This window comes from Bradyrhizobium algeriense (assembly GCF_036924595.1).
Lineage (GTDB): Bacteria > Pseudomonadota > Alphaproteobacteria > Rhizobiales > Xanthobacteraceae > Bradyrhizobium > Bradyrhizobium algeriense.
Window position 1 is genome coordinate 3,465,639 of record NZ_JAZHRV010000001.1, and the last position, 14,631, is coordinate 3,480,269.

18 protein-coding genes are annotated in these 14,631 nt (G+C 63.5%); 2 read left to right on the forward strand and 16 right to left on the reverse strand.

Annotated features, from left to right (window positions below):
• Positions 1-4: 4 nt before the first annotated feature.
• From nuoK to V1286_RS17145, 15 genes are all read right to left on the reverse strand, one after another.
• Positions 5-313, reverse strand: a complete 309-nt coding sequence (gene nuoK, locus V1286_RS17075) for an NADH-quinone oxidoreductase subunit NuoK (protein ID WP_108516269.1) — start codon at positions 311-313, stop codon at positions 5-7.
• On the reverse strand, positions 310-948 hold the full coding sequence (locus tag V1286_RS17080; RefSeq protein WP_108516271.1) for an NADH-quinone oxidoreductase subunit J: 639 nt from the start codon (positions 946-948) through the stop codon (positions 310-312). The genes nuoK and V1286_RS17080 overlap by 4 nt, the downstream gene beginning before the upstream one ends.
• Positions 949-957: 9 nt before the next feature.
• On the reverse strand, positions 958-1,452 hold the full coding sequence (gene nuoI / locus V1286_RS17085) for an NADH-quinone oxidoreductase subunit NuoI (RefSeq protein ID WP_028345787.1): 495 nt from the start codon (positions 1,450-1,452) through the stop codon (positions 958-960).
• 7 nt (positions 1,453-1,459) lie between these two features.
• Positions 1,460-2,530 carry an NADH-quinone oxidoreductase subunit NuoH gene (gene nuoH, locus V1286_RS17090; RefSeq protein ID WP_108516275.1) on the reverse strand — a complete coding sequence of 357 codons (1,071 nt, stop codon included), beginning with the start codon at positions 2,528-2,530 and terminating at the stop codon, positions 1,460-1,462.
• Positions 2,531-2,540: 10 nt separating this feature from the next.
• A complete protein-coding gene (gene nuoG, locus V1286_RS17095; RefSeq protein WP_334481156.1) occupies positions 2,541-4,619 on the reverse strand; it encodes an NADH-quinone oxidoreductase subunit NuoG in 2,079 nt (692 codons plus the stop codon).
• A 7-nt stretch (positions 4,620-4,626) separates the two neighbouring features.
• The gene (locus tag V1286_RS17100; RefSeq protein ID WP_334481158.1) at positions 4,627-5,121 is read right to left on the reverse strand and encodes a hypothetical protein; all 495 of its coding nucleotides are present in this window, start codon (positions 5,119-5,121) and stop codon (positions 4,627-4,629) included.
• 2 nt (positions 5,122-5,123) lie between these two features.
• Entirely contained in the window at positions 5,124-6,449 is a 1,326-nt protein-coding gene (nuoF, locus tag V1286_RS17105; RefSeq protein WP_334481159.1) for an NADH-quinone oxidoreductase subunit NuoF, read from the reverse strand.
• 19 nt (positions 6,450-6,468) lie between these two features.
• On the reverse strand, positions 6,469-6,684 hold the full coding sequence (locus tag V1286_RS17110; RefSeq protein WP_334481160.1) for a hypothetical protein: 216 nt from the start codon (positions 6,682-6,684) through the stop codon (positions 6,469-6,471).
• Entirely contained in the window at positions 6,681-7,292 is a 612-nt protein-coding gene (nuoE, locus tag V1286_RS17115) for an NADH-quinone oxidoreductase subunit NuoE (RefSeq protein ID WP_108516285.1), read from the reverse strand. The genes V1286_RS17110 and nuoE overlap by 4 nt, the downstream gene beginning before the upstream one ends.
• Positions 7,293-7,303: 11 nt before the next feature.
• A complete protein-coding gene (locus tag V1286_RS17120; RefSeq protein WP_334481161.1) occupies positions 7,304-8,263 on the reverse strand; it encodes an FkbM family methyltransferase in 960 nt (319 codons plus the stop codon).
• On the reverse strand, positions 8,263-9,459 hold the full coding sequence (locus tag V1286_RS17125) for an NADH-quinone oxidoreductase subunit D (RefSeq protein ID WP_334481162.1): 1,197 nt from the start codon (positions 9,457-9,459) through the stop codon (positions 8,263-8,265). The genes V1286_RS17120 and V1286_RS17125 overlap by 1 nt, the downstream gene beginning before the upstream one ends.
• A 2-nt stretch (positions 9,460-9,461) precedes the next feature.
• Complete coding sequence (locus tag V1286_RS17130) at positions 9,462-10,073, reverse strand: NADH-quinone oxidoreductase subunit C (RefSeq protein ID WP_334481163.1); 612 nt, start codon at positions 10,071-10,073, stop codon at positions 9,462-9,464.
• A gap of 10 nt (positions 10,074-10,083) precedes the next feature.
• Complete coding sequence (locus V1286_RS17135; protein ID WP_417021152.1) at positions 10,084-10,674, reverse strand: NuoB/complex I 20 kDa subunit family protein; 591 nt, start codon at positions 10,672-10,674, stop codon at positions 10,084-10,086.
• Positions 10,665-11,030 carry an NADH-quinone oxidoreductase subunit A gene (locus V1286_RS17140; RefSeq protein ID WP_057856661.1) on the reverse strand — a complete coding sequence of 122 codons (366 nt, stop codon included), beginning with the start codon at positions 11,028-11,030 and terminating at the stop codon, positions 10,665-10,667. The genes V1286_RS17135 and V1286_RS17140 overlap by 10 nt, the downstream gene beginning before the upstream one ends.
• Before the next feature lie 197 nt (positions 11,031-11,227).
• On the reverse strand, positions 11,228-11,737 hold the full coding sequence (locus tag V1286_RS17145; protein WP_108516296.1) for a MarR family winged helix-turn-helix transcriptional regulator: 510 nt from the start codon (positions 11,735-11,737) through the stop codon (positions 11,228-11,230).
• A gap of 168 nt (positions 11,738-11,905) precedes the next feature.
• On the opposite strand from V1286_RS17145, the gene V1286_RS17150 reads away from it, so the two are divergent.
• On the forward strand, positions 11,906-13,096 hold the full coding sequence (locus V1286_RS17150) for an aromatic ring-hydroxylating dioxygenase subunit alpha (RefSeq protein WP_334481165.1): 1,191 nt from the start codon (positions 11,906-11,908) through the stop codon (positions 13,094-13,096).
• Positions 13,097-13,136: 40 nt separating this feature from the next.
• The gene (locus V1286_RS17155) at positions 13,137-14,429 is read left to right on the forward strand and encodes a spinster family MFS transporter (protein WP_334481166.1); all 1,293 of its coding nucleotides are present in this window, start codon (positions 13,137-13,139) and stop codon (positions 14,427-14,429) included.
• On the opposite strand, the gene V1286_RS17160 is transcribed toward V1286_RS17155, so the two are convergent.
• Positions 14,414-14,623, reverse strand: a complete 210-nt coding sequence (locus tag V1286_RS17160; RefSeq protein ID WP_334481168.1) for a hypothetical protein — start codon at positions 14,621-14,623, stop codon at positions 14,414-14,416. The two genes, V1286_RS17155 and V1286_RS17160, sit on opposite strands and share 16 nt — an antisense overlap.
• Positions 14,624-14,631: the final 8 nt, after the last annotated feature.

A 14,631-nucleotide genomic window follows, 5' to 3' on the forward strand; every position in this document is an offset into this window, starting at 1 on the left:
GCCCTTAGCCCTTCATCAGATTGACGTCTTCAACCGCGATCGAGCCGCGGTTGCGGAAATAGACCACCAGCACGGCAAGACCGATCGCAGCTTCAGCCGCCGCGACCGTCAGCACCAAAAGCGCAAACACCTGGCCGACGATGTCGCCGAGGAAGGTCGAGAACGCCACCAGGTTGATGTTGACCGCGAGCAAGATCAGCTCGATCGACATCAGGATGACGATGATGTTCTTGCGGTTTAAGAAGATGCCGAGAATCCCGATCGTGAACAGGATGGCGCCGACCGCGAGATAGTGTCCCAGACCGATCGTCATTTCACCCACTCCGCCGCATCCGCATCCTGCAGGCCCTGCCCGGACGCCACCTGGCGCACGGCCATCGCGAGCTCCGGCGTCCGCGCGTTCTGCACGTTGATGTCCTGCCGCTTGACCTTCGCCTTGTGGCGCAGCGTCAGCACGATGGCGCCGATCATGGCCACCAGAAGCACCATGCCGGCGATCTGGAAGTAGTGGATGTACTTCGTATAGAGCACCAGCCCGAGCGCCTCGGTGTTGCTGACATTGGTCGGGATCGCCGCCGTGATCTGCTTGACGGTGCCGGGACTGATAACCCAGCCGCCGGCAACCAGCAGCAGTTCGGCCAGGAAGATGCCGCCGATCACGAGGCCGATCGGCAGATATTCCAGAAAGCCTTCGCGCAACTCGGTGAAATCGACGTCGAGCATCATGATCACGAACAGGAACAGGACGGCGACCGCGCCGACATAGACCACGATCAGCATCATCCCGAGGAATTCGGCGCCCAACAGGATGAACAGGCCGGAAGCGTTGACGAACGCCAGGATCAGGAACAGCACGGAGTGCACGGGATTGCGCGACACAATCACCATGACCGCCGACGCCACGCAGACGCCGGCAAAGAGATAGAAGAACAGCGCGGTCAGGATCATGCCCTCACCTCACCGGTACGGCGCGTCGAGTTCGATTGCTTTCGCAATCTCGCGCTCCCAGCGATCGCCATTGGCGAGCAGTTTCGCCTTGTCATAGTAGAGTTCCTCGCGGGTCTCGGTCGCGAATTCGAAATTCGGTCCCTCGACGATGGCATCGACCGGGCAGGCTTCCTGGCACAGGCCGCAATAGATGCATTTCACCATATCGATGTCGTAGCGCACGGTGCGGCGGGTGCCGTCGTTGCGGCGCGGGCCGGCCTCGATGGTGATCGCCTGCGCGGGGCAGATCGCTTCGCACAGCTTGCAGGCGATGCAGCGCTCTTCGCCGTTCGGATAGCGGCGCAGCGCGTGCTCGCCGCGGAAGCGCGGCGAGATCGGGTTCTTCTCGAACGGATAGTTGATGGTCGGCTTCGGCTTGAAGAAATAGCGCATGGCGAGAAAGAACGCCGATACGAATTCGCTCAAGAGAAGCGCCCGGGCGGTTGCGTTGACGTTGACACTCATGACGGCCTCACTTCGGCGCGATGCCGGCGAATTGCAGCACGCCGGCCACAATCACCACCATCGCCAGCGACAGCGGCAGGAACACTTTCCAGCCGAGCCGCATCAGTTGATCGTAGCGGTAGCGCGGCACGATCGCCTTCGCCATCGCGAACAGGAAGAACATGAAGAACACTTTTAGCGCGAACCAGATCACGCCGGGGATCCAGTTGAACGGCGGCAGGTCCACCGGCGGCAGCCAGCCGCCGAGGAACATGATCGTCGCCAGCGCGCACATCGTGGTGATCGCGACATATTCGCCGAGCATGAACAGCAGATACGGCGTCGAGCCGTATTCGGTCATGAAACCCGCGACCAGTTCGGATTCCGCCTCCACCAGATCGAACGGCGGGCGGTTGGTTTCGGCCAGCGCCGAGACGTAGAACACCACGAACATCGGGAACAGCGGCCACACATACCAGTTCAGGATGGTGAGCTGCGGCAGGCCGATCAGACTGGCGAAGCCGCGGGTGTTCTGCGCTTCCACCAAGGCCGAGAGATTGAGCGAGCCGGCGCACAGCAAGACGGTGATGATGACGAAGCCGATCGAGACTTCGTAGGACACCATTTGCGCCGCGGAACGAAGCGCGGCCAGGAACGGATATTTCGAATTCGACGACCAGCCGGCCATGATGACGCCGTAGATCGACAGCGACGAGATCGCGAAGATGTAGAGCACGCCGACATTGATGTCGGAGATGACCCAGCCGAGATCCATCGGGATGACGGCCCAGGCGGCCAGCGCCAGCACGCAGGACACCAGCGGCGCCAGCAGGAACACGCCCTTGTTGGAGCCGGAGGGAATGACCGGTTCCTTCAGCACGAATTTGAGCAGATCCGCGAAGGATTGCAGCAAGCCCCAGGGGCCGACGACGTTGGGGCCGCGGCGGATCTGCACCGCCGCCCAGATCTTGCGGTCGGCGAGCAGGATGTAGGCGATCGCGATCAGGAGCACGACGAGCAGCAGGACGCTCTGCGCGACCATGACGATCAGCGGCCAGAGAAAACCGGTCCAGAACGAGCTTGCGAAGAAATCAGCCATCAGATCACGCTCACTCCGCTGCCGTCAGCATCTTCCCGGACGCAAGCCGGGAGCATTCCGCCATCACCGCCGAGGCCCGGGCGATCGGGTTGGTCAGATAGAAATCCTCGACCGAACTCTTGAACGGGGTCTTGTCGACCTTGCCGCCCTTCTTACCCGCCAGCGCCTTGACGTCACTGGCCTTGCCGGCCTCGATCTGGTCGATCCGCATCAGATACGGCACGGCCTTGAACAGGGCCTGACGCAGTGCCCCGAGCGAATCATAGGGTAGCTTCTTGCCGAGAACGTCCGACAACGCCCGGACGATCGCCCAGTCCTCGCGCGCCTCGCCCGGAGGGAACGCCGCGCGGTTCGCGATCTGCACCCTGCCCTCGGTATTGACGTAGAGGCCGGATTTTTCGGTATAGGCCGCGCCGGGCAGGATGACATCGGCGCGGTGCGCGCCGCGGTCGCCATGGGTGCCGATATAGACCACGAACGTACCATCGGGCACTTTCACTTCATCCGCGCCGAGCAGGAACAGCACGTCGAGCGTGCCGAAGGTCGTCATCTGCGCCAGGCTGAGGCCGCCTTTGCCGGGCGCGAAGCCGATATCGAGCGCGCCCGCGCGAGACGCCGTATCCTGCAGCACGGCAAAGCCGTTCCAGCCATCCTTGAGCGCGCCCGTGCCTGCCGCGACCTTGGCCGCCAGCGCCAGCACCGCCGCGCCGTCATGCCGCGAAAGCGAGCCGGCGCCGACCAGCACGATCGGGTGCTTGGCGCCCTTCAGCACCTCGGCGAAGGAATGCTTGCCGGTTGCGAGTTCACCGAGCGTATCGGTGCCCGCGCCGAGATAGTCGTACTCATAGGTGAGATCGGCCTTGGCGCCGATCACGCCGACCTTGAGCTGGCCCGTGCGCCAGCGCTTGCGGATGCGCGCGTTGAGGACGGCGGCTTCCTTGCGCGGGTTGGCGCCGATAATCAGGAGCGCATCGGCCTGTTCGATCCCGGCAATGGTCGGGTTGAAGATCCAGGTCGCCCGTCCCGCCTTGGCGTCGAAGGCGTCGCCGCCCTGCACGGCCAGATTGGTCGAACCGTACTGGCCGAGCAGATCCTTGAACGCGAACATCTCCTCGACGGCGGCGAGATCGCCGGCAATGGCGCCGATCCGCTTGCCGTCGCTCATCTTGACCTTGGCCGCAACCGCCGCGAACGCCTCCTGCCACGACGCGGCGCGCAGCTTGCCGTTGTCGCGGATATAGGGCCGGTCGAGCCGCTGCGTGCGCAGGCCGTCGACGACGTGGCGGGTCTTGTCCGAAATCCATTCCTCGTTCACGGCCTCATTGATGCGCGGCAGGATCCGCATCACCTCACGGCCGCGGGTATCGACGCGGATTGCCGAGCCAACGCCATCCATGACGTCCACCGACTGGGTCTTGCCAAGCTCCCATGGGCGCGCGGCGAACGCAAACGGCTTCGAGGTCAGCGCGCCCACGGGGCAGATATCGACGAGGTTGCCCTGCAATTCCGAGGTCAGCGCCTGCTCCAGATAGGTCGTGATCTCCATGTCTTCGCCGCGGCCGGTCGCGCCCATCTCGGGGACGCCGGCGACTTCGGCGGAGAAGCGGACGCAGCGCGTGCACTGGATGCAGCGGTTCATCGAGGTCTTGACCAGCGCGCCGAGATATTTGTCCTCGACCGCCCGCTTGTTCTCGGCAAAGCGCGAGGTGTCGACGCCGTAGCCCATCGCCTGGTCCTGCAGATCGCACTCGCCGCCCTGGTCGCAGATCGGGCAATCCAGCGGGTGGTTGATCAGCAAGAATTCCATCACGCCTTCGCGCGCCTTCTTCACCATCGGCGAACGGGTCGAGATTTCCGGCGGCTCGCCCTTCGGACCGGGCCGGCAGTCGCGCACGCCCCAGGCGCAGCTTGCGACCGGCTTCGGGCCGCCCTTCACCTCCACGAGGCACATCCGGCAATTGCCGGCGATCGACAGCCGCTCGTGGTAGCAGAAGCGCGGAATTTCGGCGCCCGCGGCCTCGCACGCCTGCAGCAGCGTGAACTCTGCGGGTACATCGATCTCTTTGCCGTCGATGATGAGTTTGGTCATTGCGGTCTCAGGTCTTTCCCAGCTTGCAGTCTGGCGGTGTAACGCTGGCGGTCTTCAGCGACGTCTTGATCCATTGCTGGGTCTCGGCGCCATAGGTCGCGAGATAGGCCGGCTGCGCCGCGCTCTTCTCGCACAGGAACGGCAGATGCGGCTTCAGGTCGTAGTCGCAGGAGGCCAGCCACTCGCGCTTTCCCGCGAAGGCACCGATCGCCTCCTCGCAGGCGTAAAGGAAGTAGGTGACGAAGCTCTCGTACTGCACCTGCTCGTCGCGCCCCGTAGCCTTGATCTTCTCGTAGTCCGGCTGCGCGAACTTCGGATTCTTGAATGCCAGATCGGTGTACCCCAGAAACGCCTGCCGCGCGCTGGTGGCGCGGTTGTTGGTGCGGATCTCGTTGATCTGGAACAGGATCGCAACAAAGCCGAGCAGCGCCACGGCTGCCTGCGCCATCTGCGCCAGCGTCCCGTATCTCTGCCACCAGAAGCTCGGTTGCGACATCGTCATCCCTACTCCGCCGCGACCATGTTCACGGGATCGCGCACGCCGATATCGTCGATATCGGCCTTGTGCGAATACTGGTCGATGCGCGCCTCGATCTCGTGACGGAAATGCGCGATCAGGCCCTGGATCGGCCAGGCCGCGGCGTCGCCGAGCGCGCAGATGGTGTGGCCTTCGACCTGCTTCGTGACTTCCAGCAGCATGTCGATCTCGCGCTTGTGGGCGCGGCCGTCGGCCATGCGGGTCAGCACGCGCCACATCCACCCCGTGCCTTCGCGGCACGGCGTGCACTGGCCGCAGCTCTCATGCTTGTAGAAATAGGAAATGCGCGCGATCGCCCGGATCAGGTCGGTCGACTTGTCCATCACGATCACGGCGGCGGTGCCGAGACCGGAGCGCAATTTGCTGAGGCTATCGAAATCCATCGGCGTGTCGATGATCTGCTCGGCCGGCACCATGCGCACCGACGAGCCGCCGGGGATCACGGCCTTCAGGTTGTCCCAGCCGCCGCGAATGCCGCCGCAATGGCGCTCGATCAGTTCGCGGAACGGAATCCCCATCGCCTCTTCGACGTTGCAGGGCCGCTCGACATGACCGGAGATACAAAACAGCTTGGTGCCGACATTGTTCGGCCGGCCAATCGCGGCGAACCACGCCGCGCCGCGCCTGAGAATGTCCGGCGCAACTGCAATGGATTCGACATTGTTGACGGTGGTCGGGCAGCCGTAGAGGCCGACATTGGCCGGGAATGGCGGCTTCAGCCGCGGCTGGCCCTTCTTGCCTTCGAGGCTCTCCAGCAGCGCGGTCTCTTCGCCGCAGATATAAGCGCCGGCGCCGTGGGCGACATAGATGTCGAACGGCCAGCCGTTGATATTGTCCTTGCCGACCAGTTTTGCCTCATAGGCCTGGTCGATCGCGGCCTGCAGATGCTCGCGCTCGCGGATGAACTCGCCCCGCACATAGATGTAGCAAGCATGCGCGTTCATCGCGAAGCTGGCGAGCAGGCAGCCTTCGACCAGCAGATGCGGATCATGCCGCATGATCTCGCGGTCCTTGCAGGTGCCGGGCTCGGACTCATCGGCATTGACGACCAGATAGCTCGGCCGCCCATCGGTGGATTCCTTCGGCATGAACGACCATTTCAGGCCGGTCGGGAATCCGGCGCCGCCACGCCCGCGCAGGCCGGAGGCCTTCATCTCGTTGATGATCCAGTCGCGGCCCTTGTCGATGATCGCCTTGGTGCCGTCCCACGCGCCACGGCGGCGCGCGCCCTCAAGCCCCCAGTCGTGGAGGCCGTAGAGGTTCTTGAAGATGCGATCCTTGTCGTCGAGCATGACTTGAAGCTTCCTCAGATCAACGATTGGACTGCGCGTAAGCGAGACCCGCGGCGCATCCGCCGAAGGTCAACGCCCACAACAGGCTGGATTCGAGCGTCGCGCTCAGCGCGTAACGCTGCAGCAGAAAAATGAAAACGGCCGCCGCGATGGCGTGCATGCCGATATAGCGCCAGTTCTTCATCGCGCTGACCCTTCCCTGCCCGACCACGGGCAATGTGCCGTCACGCTTCATGTGGTTTCCTTCAGCGTCGTCGGCCCGCCCACCGGCGCCGAGAACTGACGGTCGATCTGCGGTCCCGGCTTCGGCGGATTGCCTGACGCGAAGCCGTCGAGCACCTTGCCGAAGTTTTCCTTGGTCAGGTCCTCGTAGGTGTCCTTCCAGATCAGCACCATCGGCGCATTCACGCAGGCGCCCAGGCACTCGACCTCTTCCCAGCTAAAATTGCCGTCCTTCGACAGATGGAAGGGATCGTGATGGATGCGGCTCTGGCACACCTTGATGATGTCCTCGGCGCCGCGCAGGCGGCACGGCGTGGTGCCGCAGACCTGCACATGGGCTTTCTTGCCGACCGGCTGCAGTTGAAACATCGTGTAGAAGGTCGCCACTTCCAGCACGCGGATGTAGGGCATTTCGAGGAGGTCGGCGACGGCGCGGATCGCGGCCTCCGAAACCCATCCCTCATGCTGTTCCTGGACGCGCCACAGGATCGCAATCACTGCGGACGCCTGGCGACCCGGCGGATACTTTTCGATCTGCGCCTTGGCCCAGGCGAGGTTCTCTTCCGAGAACGTGAAGCTCGCGGGCTGCAATTCCTTCGGTGCGAGGCGGCGGACGGACATCGTTCAGTCTCTCATTGCACGCGGCGCCCGGCTTTCGCATTGAGCGCATCGATCCGGGCGAGCCAGAATGCGCTTGCGGTGCCGAACACGTTGTAGCCGACATGGGTTGAAACCTTGATCCGGTCCAGAATCGAAAGGTCGGTCACGGTTTCAAGGCGATTGCTGCGCGGGTCGTAGACGATCAGCTTCAGCGGAGTCTGTTCGAGCATGTAGCGCGACACGGTGTGCTGGGGATCGTTGCCGTGTTCCTCACAGAGCAGCACGCTGTCACCCTGCATCAACCGCACGCCGCCCTTCATGGCCTCGATCTCGACGCCCTCGACGTCAAGCTTGATCAGATATTTGCCGCCGGGGGCGACCTTGCCGTCGTCGAGCAGGTTATCCAGCGCGATGACAGGCACCTCCTCGCCATCAGACTGGTCGCCGGCGATGCTGAAGGCCTCATGCTTGGTGCCGGACAGCCGCGCGGTGCCGCGTGTCGCGCCGATCGCGCATTTCATGGCTTCGAAGCGATTGCCGTTGATTTTGGCGTTGTTGGCAAGCTTCGGAAAATTCTGCCCTGACGGTTCGATCGCGATCGCCCTGCGCGAACCAAACGGCTTGCTCGATACCAGGACCGACCAGTAGCCGTAATTGGCGCCGCAATCGAGCAGCGTGTAGTCGACGTCGGCGGAATCCTTGAACAGCAACTCGAGTTCGTTCTCGTAATGGTAGGTGCGGTTGAGCAGCTTGCTCCAGTAGCCGTCGCCATAGGGAAACTCGAAGGTCGCGTCGGGATTGAGTTTGATCTGGATGCCGCGCTCGGGCAGCGTCGTGCGCAGGAGATTGGCGCACATATTGTAGCCGCGGTGCGAAAAATTCGACGCCACCTTCGAACCCAGCACCAGCGCAATCGCGGCCAAACGCTCCCACGCGTTCGCGCCAACGAGCGCGCCCGAAGCCCGGTCAAACTGGATGGGCGCCTGCGCCATCACCTATCGACCTCTCCGAACACGATATCGAGCGAGCCGAGAATGGCGGAGACGTCGGCGAGCAGATGGCCTTTGCAGATAAAATCCATCGCTTGCAGATGGGCAAAGCCCGGCGCGCGGATCTTGCACTTGTAGGGCTTGTTGGTGCCGTCGGAGACCAGATAGACGCCGAACTCGCCCTTCGGCGCCTCTACCGCGGCGTAGACCTCGCCGGCCGGCACGTGCACGCCTTCGGTATAGAGCTTGAAGTGATGGATCAGCGCTTCCATCGAGCGCTTCATCTCGCCGCGACGGGGCGGCGCGATCTTGTTGTCTTCGACGACGACCGGGCCCTGGCCATCCGGCGCACGAAGTTTCGCAATGCACTGCTTCATGATGCGCACGGACTGGCGCATCTCTTCCATGCGGATGCAGTAGCGGTCGTAGCAGTCGCCGTTCTTGCCGATCGGAATATCGAAATCCATCTCGGCGTAGCATTCATAGGGCTGCGCCTTGCGCAGGTCCCAGGCAGCGCCCGAGCCGCGCACCATCACGCCGGAAAAACCCCACTCCCAGGCCTGCTGCAGCGTCACCACGCCGATATCGACGTTGCGCTGCTTGAAGATGCGGTTGCCGGTCAGAAGCGTTTCGAGGTCCGCGACCACCTGCAGGAACGGATCGCACCAAGCTTCGATGTCGTCGATCAGTTTCGGCGGCAGGTCCTGATGCACGCCGCCGACGCGGAAATAGGTCGCATGCATGCGCGCGCCGGAGGCCCGCTCATAGAACACCATGAGCTTTTCGCGCTCTTCAAAGCCCCACAGCGGCGGCGTCAGCGCGCCGACGTCCATCGCCTGGGTGGTGACATTGAGCAGATGCGACAGGATGCGGCCGATCTCGCAATAGAGCACGCGGATCAACTGCCCGCGGCGTGGCACCGCGATGCCGAGCAGCTTTTCCGCCGCGAGACAGAACGCGTGCTCCTGATTCATCGGCGCGACGTAATCGAGCCGGTCGAAATATCCAATCGCCTGCAGATAGGTCTTGTGCTCGATCAGCTTTTCGGTACCGCGGTGCAGAAGGCCGATATGCGGATCGACGCGCTCGACGACTTCGCCATCGAGCTCCAGCACCAAGCGCAACACGCCATGCGCGGCCGGATGCTGCGGCCCAAAGTTGATGGTAAAATTGCGAAGGTTTTGCGGTTGTTCGTTCATGGTCAGGCCTTCGGCTCAGCCTTCTCATCGCCCGGCAGCGGATAGTCCGCGCCTTCCCACGGCGAGAGGAAATCGAATTTGCGGAATTCCTGGTTGAGGCGGACCGGCTCGTAGACCACCCGCTTCTCCTGGTCGTCGTAGCGGACCTCCACGAAGCCCGTGAGCGGGAAATCCTTGCGCAGCGGATGGCCGTCAAAACCGTAATCCGTCAATAGCCGCCGCATATCGGGGTGGCCGGTGAAGATCACGCCGTAGAGATCGTAGGTCTCGCGCTCGAACCAGTCGGCGCCGGGAAACACCTCGATGATCGAGGGTACCTGCGTGGTTTCGTCGGCCTCGGCGCGGACGCGGATGCGCTCATTCAGCGTCGGCGACAACAGGTGGTAGACCACGTCGAAGCGCTTTTCGCGGCCGGGATAGTCGACCGCCGTCACGTCGGTGATGTTGATGAAGCGCAGCGCGGGATCATCGCGCAGGTACTTCATGACCTCGACGATCTTCGTCGCATCGACCGTGACGGTGAGCTGGTTGAACGCGACCGCATGGGCGCTCGCCGCGCCGCCAAGCGCGCTAACAATCGTCTGCCCAAGGGCGTCGAGCTTGCCGTCGTCCATTACCTAAACCTTAGCGTTCGATGGTCCCGATGCGCCGGATCTTCTTCTGCAGCAGCAATATGCCGTAGAGCAGCGCCTCCGCCGTCGGCGGGCATCCGGGCACGTAGATGTCGATCGGCACGATGCGGTCGCAGCCGCGCACCACCGAGTAGGAATAGTGATAGTAGCCGCCGCCATTGGCGCACGACCCCATCGAGATCACGTAGCGCGGCTCAGGCATCTGGTCGTAGACCTTGCGCAGCGCCGGCGCCATCTTGTTGGTCAGCGTGCCCGCCACGATCATGACGTCGGACTGCCGCGGCGAAGCGCGCGGGGCGAAGCCGAAGCGCTCGACGTCGTAGCGCGGCATCGACACCTGCATCATCTCGACCGCGCAGCAGGCAAGGCCGAACGTCATCCACATCAGGGATCCCGTCCGCGCCCAGGTGATCAGGTCGTCGGCGGCGGCGACGAAGAAGCCCTTGTCCGAAAGCTCGTGGTTGACCTCGAGGAAGAACGGATCATTGGCGCCGACCGGCCTGCCGGTAGCGGGATCGAGAATGCCCTTCGGCGCCTGCGCGATCGCGGGCGAAGAGCCTGTTGCTGTCGGGCTCAGTCCCATTCCAGCGCGCCTTTCTTCCACTCATAAGCAAAGCCGACCGTGAGGACGGCGAGGAACACCATCATCGACCAGAAGCCGGTGGCGCCGAGCTTGCCGAAGGCGACCGCCCACGGGAACAGGAACGCCACTTCGAGGTCGAAGATGATGAAGAGGATCGCGACCAGATAGAAGCGGACGTCGAACTTCATACGGGCGTCGTCGAATGCGTTGAATCCGCATTCATAGGCGGAGAGCTTTTCCGGATCCGGCTGCTGGAACGCGACCAGGAACGGAGCGATCAGGAGCGCCAGACCGATCAGGCTCGCCACCCCGATAAACACGACAAGTGGAAGGTAATTCTGCAGGATGCCGGTCATCGGCGGTGCCTTTTCCTGCGGATTTGGCCGCAGATTCGTTGATTGGAATTATTCTTGGCTTAGCGCAGCGCAACAGAGGGCGCAAGACAAGCCGGCTTGAGGGTAATGCCTGCGTTTGACGCATCCGCAGAACCCGAAAAAGTGTTGCGTTCCGGCCTCGCCCGACCAACGCGCGCCGGGCCGCAAGGTGCCGAATTTCAGTTCAAATCCTTTTCATCTGCGAGCATCTGGGCGGCCGTGTCCGTCAGGCGGTCGATCTGCCCCAGCAGTACCTCGAGCTCGTCCTTGCCCAGCTGTTCCAGGAGCCGCCGGTTGCGCTCCTGCGCGCCTGCCACAATGGTGTCATGCGCCGCCAGGCCCGCCTTGGTCAGGCAAACCAGCGTCTCGCGGTTGTCCCGCGGATTGACCTCCTTGGCGACCAGCTTCCGCGTGACCAGTTCCGCCAGTGCGCGGCTGATCTGCCCCTTGTCCATGCCGACCGCTTCCGCGAGCCTGATGACGCTCATCGGCGGCCGCCGCCCCAGCGAGGCCACCAGACCGAACTCCACCGAGGACAGCCCCGCCAGCCGCTTGTAGCGCAGGATCGCGCCGCGCTTGAGCAGATTGGCCAGCACCATCAGCCGCGACGACATCATCGCGGTGATCGGCGCCAGCTCCTCAGCCGCAGCGGGCGGCGGCGCGGCCTGCTTTCCCGGTTTCTGGTTCATAGCAAACCTCTGCCAACAAAGTAGGCCGGTGCCAAGCTCGCCGGCGATGGCGATCGAACAAGACAATCGACCGATACGATATGACGATCGTTGACATTGTCATCTATTTGCATTTCACTAAACTTCCATACGACCGCGGCGCCAAAAGCCGCGGCGGGAGGAAACGGCATGAACATTACGCAGCGGGATCGCGATCTCGGGACCGGCTATGCCATGAAGCCGTCCACCACGCGGACCGAACTGACCTCGGTCGGCCGCGGCACGCCGATGGGCGAACTGCTGCGGCGCTACTGGCACCCCGTCGGACTTGTTGCCGACGCTACCGATATCCCCAGAAAACTACGCGTGCTCGGCGAGGACCTGGTGCTGTTTCGCGACAGGCACGCCCGAGTCGGCCTGCTGCACGCCCGCTGCTGCCATCGCGGCACCACGCTCTATTACGGCAAGGTCGAGGAAGACGGCATCCGCTGCTGCTATCACGGCTGGAAGTTCGACACCGAGGGCCGTTGCCTCGAACAACCCTGCGAGCCCGAAGGCGGCCTGTTCAAGGACAAGGTGCGCCAGCCCTGGTATCCCCTGCAGGAACGCTACGGCCTGATCTTCGCCTACCTCGGGCCCGCCGAGAAGCGGCCGGCCCTGCCGCGCTACGAATGCCTGGAAAACATGGACGATGGCGAGTTCGTCGAGGCCGATGACTCTTCCATCGGTGGCGGCGGCCCCGCCGTCATCCCCTGCAACTGGCTGCAGCATTTCGAAAACGTGGTCGACCCCTACCACGTCCCGGTGCTGCACGGCTCGTTCTCGGGGCCGCAATTCACCAACATGATGGCCTCGATGCCGGAGGTGAAGTTCGAGATGTCGCCGCGCGGCGTCATCGTGCGCTCGATCCGACGTCAGGACGACGGCAAGGTGTTTTATCGGGTGACGGAAGCCGCCCTCCCCACGCTGCGCGTGGTGCCCAATCCGCGCGTCGCGCAATTCGCCCGCGTCGAATCGATCGGCTGGACGCTGCCGATCGACGACACGTCGTTCCGCATCTATGTCGCCGGCCGGGTGAAGAATTCGGGCGACATCGGGCGGATGCGCTCAAAATTCAACGGCAAGTTCTGGTGGGACATGACCGAACAGGAGCACCAGCAATTCCCGGGCGACTACGAGGCGCAGGTCGGCCAGGGCCCGGTGACGCTGCACTCAGAAGAGCATTTCGGCCAGAGCGACCGCGGCATCCTGATGATCCGGCGGATGCTGGGCGATCAGCTGGAAGCTTTGGCCGCGGGCCGCGATCCGATCGGCGTCTCCTTTGATTCAAACGCGCCGCCGGTTGAATTCGAGGCGGGGAATTTCATTCGCGAGGCGTGAGCCGGCACGTTCGGCAAAAGACAACATCCAGGGGGAAAGCATGGTCGATCTCGCGCCGCAGGCGACTGTTCAAGCGGAGGCCGCCGCAAGGCCCTCGATCCGGCGCTATTACGTGCTCGCGCTGTTGACCGGCATCTATGCGCTGAACTTCCTCGACCGCACCATCTTCAACGTCCTGATCGAGCCGATCAAAAAGGAGTTTGCGCTCAGCGACACCACGATGGGCCTGCTGGCAGGCTTCGGCTTCGTGCTGTTCTATTCGCTGCTCGGCATCCCGATCGCGCGCCTCGCCGACCGCTTCAACCGCCGCAACATCGTGGCCGTTGCGCTGGCGTTCTGGAGCGCGATGACGGTGTTCTGCGGCATGGCGCACAGCGTGACGACGCTGGCGCTCGCGCGCATCGGCGTCGGCATCGGCGAATCCGGCGGCACGCCCGCCTCGCAGTCGATCATTGCCGATCTCTTCAGCAAGAACGAACGCCCGCGCGCGCTCGGCGTCTACGCCATCGGCACTTATCTCGGCGTATTCCTCGGCTATTTCATCGGCGGCTATATCAACCAGTACTACGGCTGGCGGATGGCGTTCTATGTCGCCGGCCTGCCCGGCATCGCGCTCGCCGCGGTGCTGTGGCTGACGATCTCCGAGCCGAAGCGCGGGGCGATGGCGGAGACGTTCACGCCGGAGCCGATCAGGCCGACGCTCGGCTTCCTCGCCTCGCAGCGAACGTTTGTCATTTTGCTCGCGGGCTTTTGTCTCACCACCTACACCAACTACGCGACCTCGGCCTGGATTCCGCCGTTCCTGGCGCGGGTGCACCATCTCTCCAGCGCCGAAATCGGCACCTATGCCGGCACCTTCAAGGGGCTGTGCGGCATCGCCGGCACGCTGCTCGGCGGATTCATGGTGGCCCAGATCAGCCGCCGCGACGATCGCTGGAAGCTGTGGGCACCCGCGATCACGTCAGGCCTCGCGGGACCGGTGTTTGCGCTTTGCATGCTGACACCGGACTTCACCACGATGGTGGCGACACTGGCCGCCACCTCGCTCCTGGTCGGCTTTCATCTCGGCCCGATCTTTGCAATCGCGCAAACCGTCGCCAAGCCGAGCATGCGGGCGCTGGCTTCCGCCATCATGCTGCTGACAGCCGCCGGATTCGGCCAGGGCGTCGGCCCGCTCGCGGTCGGCATGCTCAACGACGCGCTGAAGAATGACTATGGCGCGCAGGCCGTGCGGTATTCGCTGCTGTCGGCTGCGGTCACGACCACGCTCGGCGCCCTTTTGTTCATCTGGGCGGCACGGTCGATACGCGCCGACATTCAGCGGGCGAGCTGACCGGCCGGCTCGCCGCCGGCGCTTCCTCCTTTGTTTTTATTGTTGTTTTGATACCGGCCCGCGTCCCCGCGGCCCGCATCGCTGTGGGTTAGGATCTGTATGTGATCTACATCACGGATGATTTGGCAGAAAACAGGCGAAATACCGGCCGAATGAAACCATTTTGCCGAAACGGCGAAACGATCCTGAAACACACAGGGCG

What these genes read in the sequence shown, in the direction of transcription:
- V1286_RS17110 (WP_334481160.1), bottom strand. Translation starts at nt 6,684, where the DNA reads ATGAAGCGTGACGGCACATTGCCCGTGGTCGGGCAGGGAAGGGTCAGC.
- nuoK (WP_108516269.1), bottom strand. Translation starts at nt 313, where the DNA reads ATGACGATCGGTCTGGGACACTATCTCGCGGTCGGCGCCATCCTGTTC.
- nuoF (WP_334481159.1), bottom strand. Translation starts at nt 6,449, where the DNA reads ATGCTCGACGACAAGGATCGCATCTTCAAGAACCTCTACGGCCTCCAC.
- nuoE (WP_108516285.1), bottom strand. Translation starts at nt 7,292, where the DNA reads ATGTCCGTCCGCCGCCTCGCACCGAAGGAATTGCAGCCCGCGAGCTTC.
- V1286_RS17125 (WP_334481162.1), bottom strand. Translation starts at nt 9,459, where the DNA reads ATGAACGAACAACCGCAAAACCTTCGCAATTTTACCATCAACTTTGGG.
- V1286_RS17130 (WP_334481163.1), bottom strand. Translation starts at nt 10,073, where the DNA reads ATGGACGACGGCAAGCTCGACGCCCTTGGGCAGACGATTGTTAGCGCG.
- V1286_RS17150 (WP_334481165.1), top strand. Translation starts at nt 11,906, where the DNA reads ATGAACATTACGCAGCGGGATCGCGATCTCGGGACCGGCTATGCCATG.
- nuoH (WP_108516275.1), bottom strand. Translation starts at nt 2,530, where the DNA reads ATGGCTGATTTCTTCGCAAGCTCGTTCTGGACCGGTTTTCTCTGGCCG.
- nuoI (WP_028345787.1), bottom strand. Translation starts at nt 1,452, where the DNA reads ATGAGTGTCAACGTCAACGCAACCGCCCGGGCGCTTCTCTTGAGCGAA.
- V1286_RS17155 (WP_334481166.1), top strand. Translation starts at nt 13,137, where the DNA reads ATGGTCGATCTCGCGCCGCAGGCGACTGTTCAAGCGGAGGCCGCCGCA.
- V1286_RS17135 (WP_417021152.1), bottom strand. Translation starts at nt 10,674, where the DNA reads ATGGGACTGAGCCCGACAGCAACAGGCTCTTCGCCCGCGATCGCGCAG.
- nuoG (WP_334481156.1), bottom strand. Translation starts at nt 4,619, where the DNA reads ATGACCAAACTCATCATCGACGGCAAAGAGATCGATGTACCCGCAGAG.
- V1286_RS17120 (WP_334481161.1), bottom strand. Translation starts at nt 8,263, where the DNA reads ATGGCGCAGGCGCCCATCCAGTTTGACCGGGCTTCGGGCGCGCTCGTT.
- V1286_RS17140 (WP_057856661.1), bottom strand. Translation starts at nt 11,030, where the DNA reads ATGACCGGCATCCTGCAGAATTACCTTCCACTTGTCGTGTTTATCGGG.
- V1286_RS17080 (WP_108516271.1), bottom strand. Translation starts at nt 948, where the DNA reads ATGATCCTGACCGCGCTGTTCTTCTATCTCTTTGCCGGCGTCTGCGTG.
- V1286_RS17145 (WP_108516296.1), bottom strand. Translation starts at nt 11,737, where the DNA reads ATGAACCAGAAACCGGGAAAGCAGGCCGCGCCGCCGCCCGCTGCGGCT.
- V1286_RS17100 (WP_334481158.1), bottom strand. Translation starts at nt 5,121, where the DNA reads ATGACGATGTCGCAACCGAGCTTCTGGTGGCAGAGATACGGGACGCTG.